The organism is Lysobacter antibioticus (genome assembly GCF_001442535.1).
Classification (GTDB): Bacteria; Pseudomonadota; Gammaproteobacteria; order Xanthomonadales; family Xanthomonadaceae; genus Lysobacter; species Lysobacter antibioticus.
In genome coordinates this window covers 5,306,332-5,314,012 of the sequence record NZ_CP013141.1, presented here as the reverse complement: position 1 = coordinate 5,314,012, position 7,681 = coordinate 5,306,332, and the positions used below count along the sequence as shown (strand labels likewise).

7 protein-coding genes are annotated in these 7,681 nt (G+C 70.4%); all 7 read left to right on the top strand.

Going from position 1 to position 7,681, the window contains the following annotated elements:
• Nucleotides 1-108 precede the first annotated feature (108 nt).
• The 7 genes from GLA29479_RS21415 to GLA29479_RS21385 all read left to right on the top strand — a co-directional run bounded on the left by GLA29479_RS21415 (nt 109) and on the right by GLA29479_RS21385 (nt 7,681).
• Nucleotides 109-1,449, top strand: coding sequence for a TRZ/ATZ family hydrolase (locus GLA29479_RS21415; protein WP_057972801.1), 1,341 nt, complete (start codon nt 109-111; stop codon nt 1,447-1,449).
• A gap of 202 nt (nt 1,450-1,651) precedes the next feature.
• Nucleotides 1,652-2,428, top strand: a complete 777-nt coding sequence (ubiG, locus tag GLA29479_RS21410; protein ID WP_082638888.1) for a bifunctional 2-polyprenyl-6-hydroxyphenol methylase/3-demethylubiquinol 3-O-methyltransferase UbiG — start codon at nt 1,652-1,654, stop codon at nt 2,426-2,428.
• The gene (locus GLA29479_RS21405; protein ID WP_057918477.1) at nt 2,425-3,123 is read left to right on the top strand and encodes a phosphoglycolate phosphatase; all 699 of its coding nucleotides are present in this window, start codon (nt 2,425-2,427) and stop codon (nt 3,121-3,123) included. Before ubiG ends, GLA29479_RS21405 begins: the two co-directional genes overlap by 4 nt.
• Nucleotides 3,105-3,860 carry an isoprenoid biosynthesis enzyme family protein gene (locus GLA29479_RS21400; RefSeq protein ID WP_057918476.1) on the top strand — a complete coding sequence of 252 codons (756 nt, stop codon included), beginning with the start codon at nt 3,105-3,107 and terminating at the stop codon, nt 3,858-3,860. The genes GLA29479_RS21405 and GLA29479_RS21400 overlap by 19 nt, the downstream gene beginning before the upstream one ends.
• Before the next feature lie 77 nt (nt 3,861-3,937).
• Nucleotides 3,938-4,891 carry a GTP cyclohydrolase FolE2 gene (gene folE2 / locus GLA29479_RS21395; protein WP_057972800.1) on the top strand — a complete coding sequence of 318 codons (954 nt, stop codon included), beginning with the start codon at nt 3,938-3,940 and terminating at the stop codon, nt 4,889-4,891.
• Between the two features lie 214 nt (nt 4,892-5,105).
• Nucleotides 5,106-6,824, top strand: a complete 1,719-nt coding sequence (locus tag GLA29479_RS21390) for a GGDEF domain-containing protein (RefSeq protein ID WP_057972799.1) — start codon at nt 5,106-5,108, stop codon at nt 6,822-6,824.
• Nucleotides 6,821-7,681 (top strand): hypothetical protein, encoded by an 861-nt coding sequence (locus GLA29479_RS21385; RefSeq protein WP_057918473.1) that lies wholly within the window; start codon nt 6,821-6,823, stop codon nt 7,679-7,681. The genes GLA29479_RS21390 and GLA29479_RS21385 overlap by 4 nt, the downstream gene beginning before the upstream one ends.

Below are 7,681 nucleotides of genomic sequence, written 5' to 3'. Positions count from 1 at the left end.
GCAACCGCGGGCCGCGCAGCGACCCCGACCGGCGCCATGCCGCCGGCTTGGCGGCCGCCACCGGAGCCTGCCGGACCGGTGTCCCTACAGCCTCACGAGCGAGCGCACATGACCCACGAACATCCGCCCATCGCCTGCGACCTGTTGATCGAAGCGGGCTGGGTGGTGCCGGTCGAGCCGCATGCGGTGGTGCTCGAAGACCACGCCGTGGCGATCAAGGACGGCGTCATCGTCGGCCTGCTGCCCAGCGCCGAGGCGCGCACGCGCTACGCCGCCGCGCAGACGGTGTCGCGGCCCGAGGCCGCGCTGATCCCGGGCCTGGTCAATGCCCATACCCACAACCCGATGACCCTGCTGCGCGGGATCGCCGACGATCTGCCGCTGATGGAATGGCTGCAGGGCCACATCTGGCCGGTCGAAGGCGCGGTGATCGGGCCGGAGTTCGTCGAGGATGGCATCACCCTGGCGATCGCCGAGATGCTGCGCGGCGGCACTACCTGCGCCAACGAGAACTATTTCTTCCCCGACGTGCAAGCCGCGGTCTACAAGCGCCACGGCTTCCGCGCGCGGGTCGGCCTGCCGGTGATCGATTTCCCGACCGCCTGGGCCAAGAGCTCGGACGAATATTTCGACCGCGCCGGCGAAGTGCACGACCTGTGGCGCGACGATGCGCTGGTCGCGACCGCGTTCGCGCCGCATGCGCCGTACACGGTCAGCGATGCCAATTTCGAACGCATCCGCATGCTCGCCGACCAGCTCGACCTGCCGATCCACCTGCACACGCACGAGACCGCGCAGGAAGTGACCGACTCGATCAAGCTGCACGGCCAGCGCCCGCTGGCGCGCCTGGACCGGCTCGGCGTGGTCAGCGACCGCCTGATCGCGGTGCACATGACCCAGCTCACCGACGCCGAGATCGCCCTGTGCGCCGAGCGCGGCGTCAGCGTGGTGCATTGCCCGGAATCCAATCTCAAGCTGGCCTCGGGCTTCTGCCCGGCGAGCAAGCTCGACCAGGCCGGGGTCAACCTGGCGATCGGCACCGACGGCTGCGCCAGCAATAACGACCTCGACATGTTCGGCGAGACCCGCACCGCGGCGTTCCTGGCCAAGGCCGTCGCCAACGATGCCTCGGCCCTGGACGCGTTCAAGTCGCTGCGCGCGGCCACCCTCGGCGGCGCCAAGGCGCTCGGCTTCGAAGCCAAGATCGGGTCGATCGAGATCGGCAAGCAGGCCGACCTGGTCTGCGTCGACCTCGGCCAGCTCGAAACCCAGCCGGTGCACCACGTGGTCTCGCAGTTGATCTATGCGACCGGCCGTCACCAGGTCAGCGACGTCTGGATCGCCGGGCGCAGCAAGCTACGCCAGCGCGAGCTGATCGACATGGACACCGCGGCCCTGGTCGCCAATGCCCGGCAATGGCGCGAACGCATCGCGACGATCCGGCGCTGAGCGCGATCGCCGCGACGCGATCGCCACCGGCCGCTGCCGCCGTGCGCCGGCGCGGCCTCGACGGCGCATCGGCGGCGCTTGCTTCACACTATCGACCCACACGCCGCGGGCACGGCCCGCGCCACGCCGGACCGATCCTCGCCCGCGCATCGCGCGGGCAGGGCGCTCCGCAACGATCCGCAGCAATGACGGGCAGGAAGTCATGAGCGCAGCCAAATCCACACCGCATACCGAATCCGACAGCTCCGCCGAAGCCGGCGCCGCGGCCGAGCACAACAATTTCAGCCAGGCCGAACTCGACAAGTTCGGCGCCCTGGCCAACCGCTGGTGGGACCCGGAAGGCCCGCAGAAGGCCTTGCACGCGCTCAACCCGGCGCGCCTGGGCTACGTCGCCCAGCGCGCGAATCTGCGCGATGCGCAGGTGCTCGACGTCGGTTGCGGCGCTGGCCTGCTCAGCGAGGCCCTGGCCGCGGCCGGTGCACACGTCACTGCGATCGATCTGGCGCCGGAACTGATCAAGGTCGCCAAGCTGCACCGTCTGGAGACCGGCGTCGCCGTCGACTACCGCCTGCAGCCGGCCGAGAGCCTGGCCGAGGAAATGCCGGGTCGCTTCGACGCGATCACCTGCATGGAGATGCTCGAACACGTGCCGGATCCGGCCGCTGTCGTGCGCGCCTGCGCGCGCCTGCTCAAGCCCGGCGGGCGTCTGTTCCTGTCCACCCTCAACCGCACCCCGGCGGCGTTCGCGTTGGCCATCGTCGGCGCCGAGTACGTGGCGCGGGTGCTGCCCAAGGGCACCCACCAGTACCGCGATTTCATCAAGCCGTCGGAACTCGCCGCCTGGTTGCGCGAGGCCGGCCTGCGGATGGAAGACGTCAGCGGCCTGATGTACGAACCCTGGCGCAATGCGGCGCGGGTGATCTCGCGCACCGACGTCAACTACCTGGCCTGCGCGCTGAAGCCGGAGCTCGACGCATGACCGCCGCTTCGCCCCAGGCGAACGCGCGCGCCTTCCCGAAGGCGGTGCTGTTCGATCTCGACGGTACCTTGCTCGACAGCGCGCCGGACATGCTGGCCGTCGCCAACCGCATGCGCGCCGATCGCGGCCGCGACCCGATCAGCCTCGATCTTTTGCGTCCACACGTGTCGAAGGGTTCGCGGGCGATGATCGGTGCGGCCTTTCCCGACCTCGACGCCAGCGAACGCGATGGCTGGGTGCAGGAATTCCTCGATCTGTACGAAGCCGAACTCGGCCTGCACGGCGCGCCGTTCGAGGGCGTCGAGCCGATGTTGGCGGCGTTGGAAGCGGCCGGCTGCGTCTGGGGCATCGTCACCAACAAACCCGAATACCTCGCGCGCAAGCTGATCCCGTTGCTCGGTTGGCAGACGCGCTGCGCGGTGCTGATCGGCGGCGACACCCTGGCGGTGCGCAAGCCCGATCCGCTGCCGCTGACCCATGCCGCCGAATTGATCGGCATGCGCCCCGGCGACTGCATCTACGTCGGCGACGACGAGCGCGACATCGTCGCTGCGCGCGCCGCCGGCATGGCCTCGGTGGTGGCGTTGTGGGGCTATCGCCTGGCCGAGGACGACCCGATCGCCTGGCAGGGCGACGTGCTGGTCGAGCTTCCTTCCAGCTTGAGCGAGCCAGGCGCATGGCCGGCGACGCGATGACCGCAGCGGCCGCCGCCGAACGCGACGACGCGCTGGAAGACTTCACCGGCAAGTGGCGTGCGCGTTGGCCGGAATGGTCGGTGGCCGAAGTGTTCGTGCCGCGCGCCCAGCGCGGCACCGCGGTGGCCTGGGCGAGCCTGCAGCAGGAACTGACCGACGCCGCCTGGGGCGGCAGCGATGCCGCGCCCGGCGAAGCCAAGCTGGGCTGGTGGATAGAAGAACTGCAGGGCTGGAGCCAGGGCCGGCGCCGGCACCCGCTCGGCTTGGCCCTGCAACGGCAAGCGGCGCCGTGGAAGGCGCTGGCGGTGATGCTGCCGTCGCTGCGCGACAGCCGCGAACGCCCGGGCGACCGCAACGAGGCTTTCGAGGCGCTGACCCCGCTGGCCGAGGCCATCGGCGCGATCGACCTGGCCCTGTTCGGGCCGGTGCCGGGGCAGTTGGCCGAGGCCGCGGTGGCGCCGATCCTGTCCTCGCTGCTGGAAGCGCGCCTGGTCCTGCAGGGCGATGCGGCGGTGCCGCTGAGCGTGGTCGCGCGCAGCATGGCGCGTGCGGGCGAGGGCGCGGCGGCCGAATGGAGCCGCGAACTGCTGGCCCAATGGCCGGCCCGCGGTGGCTCGACCGTGCCGCGGCGCTTGTGGACGGCCCTGGCCCATACCCGCCTGCAACGCGGCGATGCGGCCCGGCCGCTGTCGCCGTGGACGGCGCTGCTGGCGGCCTGGCGCGGCGCCCGCAACTGACCGTTGCAGGGCCGGGCAGGGGGTGCCCGGCCCCCTGCGGCTAGAATGGCGGCGTTGCGTTCCCCCCACGCGCCCCCATGTCTGCCGTCGTGAATCCTCCCAACACCCCCTCCGCACTCAAGCCCGTCCTGCCCGATGTCGCCTTCGACGCCGCCGCCGCGGCGCGACCGCTCGACTGGGTCGGGATGTCCAACATCGCCTTGCCGCTGCGGATCGCCGCGGCCGACGGCGGTTCGATCCAGGTCGCGGCCTCGGTCGACGTCTCGGTGAACCTGCGCGACGCCGACGCGCGCGGCATCCACATGTCGCGCATGTACCTGCATCTGCAGAACGCCTTCGCCAGCGAGACGGTGACCCCGGCCGGCCTGCGCCGCGTGCTGCAGAGCCTGGTCGACGGTCAGGGCGGCATTTCCAGCGCCGCGCGCCTGGTCCTGCGTTACGAGCAGTTGCTGCTGCGTCCGGCATTGGCCAGTCACAACGCCGGCTGGAAGCGCTACCCGGTCGAGATCGACGCGCGCCTGCTCGACGGTCACCTGCACCTGGGGCTGCGTTTCGCGGTCGAATACTCCAGCACCTGTCCGGCCTCGGCGGCGCTGTCGCGCCAGCTCAACGCCGAACGCTTCGCCGACGACTTCGCCGCCGCCCATCCGCTGTCGACCGCGGTGGTCAGCGATTGGCTGGCGTCCGAACGCGGCCTGGCGGCGACGCCGCACGCCCAGCGCAGCCGTGCCGACGTGCGCGTCGAGCTGCGCCCGGCCTTCGACGAAGTGCCGCTGGTCGCCCTCATCGACGCGATCGAGCAAGCCCTCGGCACGCCGGTGCAGACCGCGGTCAAGCGCGAGGACGAGCAAGCCTTCGCCCGTCTCAACGCCGAAAACCTGATGTTCTGCGAAGACGCCGCGCGCCGCGTCGCCGCCGCCTTGTCGCACGACAAGCGCATCGAACGTTTCGATGCGCAGATCGCGCACTTCGAAAGCCTGCACGCGCACGACGCCGTCGCCCGGGTCACCGGGCAGGGCGCCCGCGACTGACGGTGCGAGGCGGCGATGTCCTACGGATAGTCGGCGTCGCCGCGACGTAGCGGACGTGTAGCATCTCCTCCAAGCCGCGGCAGGATCGCTGCGGCAATGCATGGAGGCGTGTGCGAGTGCACAGATTCGAGGCCCAAACCGTGACGGCCCCCTCCCCCGGAGCGCGAGGCCCATGGGCTATGCTCGGTTCACCAGACTTGTGACCGGAAGGGGCATGGGGAAACCCTCGCGTCGAGCCTGGCAGACCCTGTTGGTGCTGCTGGGAATGTGGGTGGCGACGATCGTGTCGGCGCAATCCTTGGGCCTGGCTTCGCCGGGCCGCGCCTCCTATGCGTCGCCGTCGCTGAGTCTGTCCCGCCTGGGCCAGGACCCGGTGCCGGCACGGATACTCGGGGGCGAATTCGATCGCGAGTTCGAAAGCATCGCCGGCAACCAGATTTCGGCGCCGCGGCGCCAGCCGGTGTGGTGGCGGGTAACGGTCGACCAGGACATCGCCGAATCCGATGCGCCGCAGTTGGTGATCAGCCGGCCCTATCGCCGCGAGATCGAACTGTGGCGCCCGGGCGACGCGGTGCCGCTGCGGCGTTCGATCTACGGCCCCGACACCGACTTCAGTCATTCCACCCGCTTCATCGTCTTTCCCTTGCCGAAGGGCCTGCGCCGCGGCGACTCGCTGTATCTGCGCGTGCTGACGGTCGACGTGCTGCCGTCCAAGGTCATGATCCAGCCGCTGGCGAAGGTCCAGCGCGAGGACATGCTGCACGTGGGCTTGCGCAGCGTGGTGCTGACTGCGATGGGAGTGGCGGCGGTGCTCGCGTTCGGCTTCTGGGCCGGCCTGCGCGAGCGCGGTTATGCCTACCTCGGCCTGACCCTGGTCCTGCAGATCCTGACCCTGACCGCCGACGGCGGCGAGATGCGCGCGATCCCCTGGCTCGACGAGATCGCCCCGGACGGGCGCACTAACGTCGTGCTCAATACCGCGGCGGTGCTCGCCAGCATCCGTTTCCTGATCTTCTTCCTCGGCTTGCGCACCACCCAGCCGAAGGTCGCGCGCATCCTCGACTACTGCAGCGTCTCGCTCGGCGCGCTGTTGCTGGTGTCGTTGTTCAAGACCTGGAAGCACAGCGCGCTGTTCGGCAATCTCAACCTGCTGCTGGTGATCGCGCTGGTGCTGTACTGCACCGTGGTGGCGATCTGGCGGCGCCAGCGCGAGGCGTATTTTCTGTTGCTGGCGTGGTCGCCGCTGATGGTGCTGCTGGTGGTCCTGGTCGGCGCCAATCACGAGTGGTGGCCGGAGTACGCCTGGCTGGAGTATTCCTTCCCGGTCGGCCTGGCCTTCGGCGGGCTCGGCCTGCTGCTGGGCCTGACCTCGAAACTGCAACAGCTGCGGCGCGACCGCGACACCGCCAACCGCCTGGCCACCTACGACAGCCTGACCGGGGCGATGACGCGCGCGGCGATCTCGCAAAGCCTGCGCGGCGCGGTCGAAAGCGCGCACCGTTCGCACCGGCCCTTGTCGGTGGTGTTCTTCGACATCGACCACTTCAAGCGCATCAACGACGAACACGGCCACCGCGTCGGCGACGAAACCCTGCGCATCGTTTCGCTGCGCACCCGCAACCGTCTGCGCGCCTACGATCTGTTCGGCCGTTACGGCGGCGACGAAGTGCTGGTGGTGTTGGCCGACACGTATTTGCGCGACGCGATCCGGGTCGCCGAGCATCTGCGCGAATCGGTCAGCGGCAGCCCGCTGTCGATCGACGGCCGCCTGTTGCCGGTCAGCCTGAGCCTCGGCGTGGCCGAGCTGCGCACCGGCGAAACCCCGGAGCAGTTGCTCGAACGCGCCGACGCCGCCTTGTATGCGAGCAAGTCGGCCGGGCGCGACCGCGTCACCGGCCACAGCGTCGCGCCCGAGCGCGAGGTCGTGTCATGAATCCGCCGGACGGCGCGGGCTTGGCCGCGGTCTCGGCCGCGCAGTTGCGCACCGGCGACCTGTTGCTGATGCGCAGCCGCAACGAACTGGCGACGTTGACCACCTGGTTCGGCGACAGCGACTACGACCATGTGCTGTTGGTCGGCCGCGCCGGTTGCGTGATCGATTTCGGCGCCGGCGGCGTGGTCGAACCGGCCTTGGACGAACGCCTGGGTGCGGCCGATGTGGTCGCGGTCGACGTGCGCCGCCCCTTGTCGGGGCAGGGCGAGGATTTGCAGGACAACGACCGCATCGCCGTGCTCGCGCATGCCTTGTCCTTGCGCCGGCCGAACTATGCCGGCGACCCTTTGCGCGCGCTCGGCGTGCTGGCGGCGGTACGCGAGCGCGAGCTGCCGCCGCAACCGGCCTTGCGCCGCGTGCTGTACGAAGCCTTGCAGCGCGTCGCCCGCGCCGGCGCCGATGCGATGACCGCGAGCGAATTCGTCTACCGCTGTTTCGCCGAGAACCCGGTGCAGCCGCCGGGGCGTCTGGCGCCGCAGCTGACCCCGATGGCGGCGCGCGCCGCGCCGTTCCCGCACATCGACTGGCCGGCGCTGTGGCTGCAGATCGCGCCGTGGTTGCCCGAGGAACGCCGCGCGTTGCCCTCGTTCGACGGCGACGCGGGCGTCGACGACGGCGATTTCTACATCGCCGTGACCGCGGCGCGTTCGCGGCTCGGCCTGATTTCGACCGGCGCCGGCCTGCTTGCGGCGGGGCCGCGCCAGCCGAATCCGAAGTGGCTGCGCCTGTGCGAGCTGGAACGCTCGCCGTCCTACGAGCCGCTCGGCCGCCTGTATCCGGCGCCCGGCGCGGTCTGA